General features: G+C 75.9%; 2 protein-coding genes and 1 pseudogene. 1 reads left to right on the top strand and 2 read right to left on the bottom strand.

Translation table 11 applies throughout. The annotated features are described in order from the left end of the window. Positions 1–11: 11 nt before the first annotated feature. Both N866_RS22530 and N866_RS18445 read right to left on the bottom strand, forming a co-directional pair. Complete coding sequence (locus tag N866_RS22530) at positions 12–785, bottom strand: methyl-accepting chemotaxis protein (RefSeq protein ID WP_052023258.1); 774 nt, start codon at positions 783–785, stop codon at positions 12–14. Beyond that, the gene (locus N866_RS18445; protein WP_081802817.1) at positions 782–1,390 is read right to left on the bottom strand and encodes a PAS domain-containing protein; all 609 of its coding nucleotides are present in this window, start codon (positions 1,388–1,390) and stop codon (positions 782–784) included. Before N866_RS18445 ends, N866_RS22530 begins: the two co-directional genes overlap by 4 nt. Positions 1,391–1,577: 187 nt before the next feature. On the opposite strand from N866_RS18445, the pseudogene N866_RS18440 reads away from it, so the two are divergent. Beyond that, a pseudogene (locus N866_RS18440) lies at positions 1,578–1,934 on the top strand (hypothetical protein); the annotation flags it as partial.

The raw sequence follows: 1,934 nt of genomic DNA, 5'->3' as shown, positions 1-1,934 counted from the left end.
AGGCCGGTGGATCAGGGCTGAGCCGTCGCGACCTGCTGCTCGATCTTCGTGGTGGCGTGCCGGGTCTCCTCCGCCAGCCGCTCCACCTCCTGCGCCACGACCGCGAACCCGCGCCCGTGCGTCCCCGCGCGGGCCGCCTCGATCGTCGCGTTGAGGGCCAGGAGCCGCGTCTGGGACGCCACGGCGGCGATGAGCTTGACGACGTCGCTGATCACCGCGGCGGAGGACTCGAGCCGCTCGACGGCGACCCGCGCCCCCTCGGCCCGCTGCACGGCCTCGGACGCCGAGGACGCGAGCGCAGACGTGTTGCCGACCATGCCGCGCGCCTGCTCCCCCACCTGGGAGGAGGCGGCGAGGACCTCGCGCTCGAAGTCCGCGGCGAGCCGCGCCTGGGCCGCGGCGGTGGCCGCCACGTGCTCGGCCGAGAGCCGCATGGCACCCCGGGCGGTGTTGATGACGCGGGCCCGGGCCCGGAAGCTGCCGGGCAGCCCGCGCAGCAGCAGACGGCGGTCGTGGTCCCCCGCGCTGGCCGCCTCGAGCGAGGCCCCGGCCTCCCGGACGAAGGCGTCGACGACGTCGAGCAGGTGGTTGAGGGTCCGGCGCACCGCCGCGACCTCCTGCCCGACGGCGCCCCCGTCGCCGCCGGTCCCCTCGGCCGCCGGCATCCGGGCCTCGAGGTCGCCCTGCGCGGCGCTGCCGAGGACCTGCTGCAGGGACGTCATGGCCTGGCGGTACTGGGCGACCTCGGCCTCGAGCTCGCGGACGCGCCGTCGTGAGCGGGTCATGCCGCCTCCTCCTGCTCCAGGGACCAGACCCAGGCCTCGTAGGTGAGGCCCCGCTGCGCGAGGAGGTCGTCGAGCGCGGCTGCCCCGGCGAGGGCCGCCTCGCGGGCCGGCAGGCCGCGCTCGACGGCGAGCAGCTGGGTGTAGAGCGCCTCGACGGCGGGGATCCCCGACCACGTCGGGGGCCGACGGTTGGAGTGGTAGCCGCACGGCCTGCCGGCCGCGTCGGTCGACGGGGTCACGTGGGCGAGCACCCGGTAGTGCGCGCCGTCGGTGGCGAGGTTCTTGACGTACGCGAAGATCTCGCGCCCCTCGTGCAGCGTCGCCCAGAGCCGGTGGAACACGGCGCGGGGCATGTCGGGGTGGCGGATGATGTTGTGCGGCATGCCGAGCGTCGCCGACTCCTCCAGCGCCGACATCCGCAGGAACACGTCGTTGGCGTACGTGAGGCGGCCCTGGAGGTCCGTCTTGGTGACGATGAGCTCTTCCGGCCCGAGGCGACGCTCGACGCCCGAGGGCAGGACGGTGCGGCCCGGGGGGAGCGTGCGGGTGGTCGTACCGGCGGACCGGTCGGCCGCCCTTCCCGCTCGCGGGTGCGGAACCTCCATCGGGTGCCCTTCTCCTGGCCCTTGGGGGCGGACGCTCGTGACGGGACGGGTCACGGCCGTTGCGTCCTGTTCGGCCCCGGAAGGCAGCACCTGACCGGAAGATCGGGTGAATCGTCGGTCCGTCGCCCGGACGGCGGAGGGGGAGGACGAGCGAAGGGGCGTCAGCACCCTGTGGTGGGATGACGAGGTGCCCGATCTCACGACGACCACCCACCTGACCGACGACGCCGTGGCGGCCGTCCGCGCGCTCGCCGTGGCCGCGCAGGCGCACGACGGCATCGAGGCGCTCGGCGAGCAGACGCTCCTGCGGCTGACCGACGGCGACGTGGCGCACGTCGTCGTCCGCGCCGCGGACGGAGTGGCCGGCGCGGCCGACAGCGCCGACCGGGCCGAGGGCGGTGAGCAGGCCGAGGGTGGTGAGCAGGCCGACGGCGGCGAGGCGGGCGTCGTCGGCTACGCCCAGGTGGACCTGGGCGGTCCGGCCGGGCAGCCCGCGTCGACCGAGCTCGTCGTCGCGCCGGCGCACCGTCGTCGGGGCGTCGGG

The organism is Actinotalea ferrariae CF5-4 (genome assembly GCF_000603945.1).
In the GTDB taxonomy this organism is placed as follows: Bacteria; Actinomycetota; Actinomycetes; order Actinomycetales; family Cellulomonadaceae; genus Actinotalea; species Actinotalea ferrariae.
This window is presented reverse-complemented; position numbering and strand designations above follow the sequence as displayed.

Excerpts from the sequence above, each read along its gene's own strand:
- N866_RS18445 (WP_081802817.1), bottom strand. The coding sequence starts at position 1,390 with ATGGAGGTTCCGCACCCGCGAGCGGGAAGGGCGGCCGACCGGTCCGCC.
- N866_RS22530 (WP_052023258.1), bottom strand. The coding sequence starts at position 785 with ATGACCCGCTCACGACGGCGCGTCCGCGAGCTCGAGGCCGAGGTCGCC.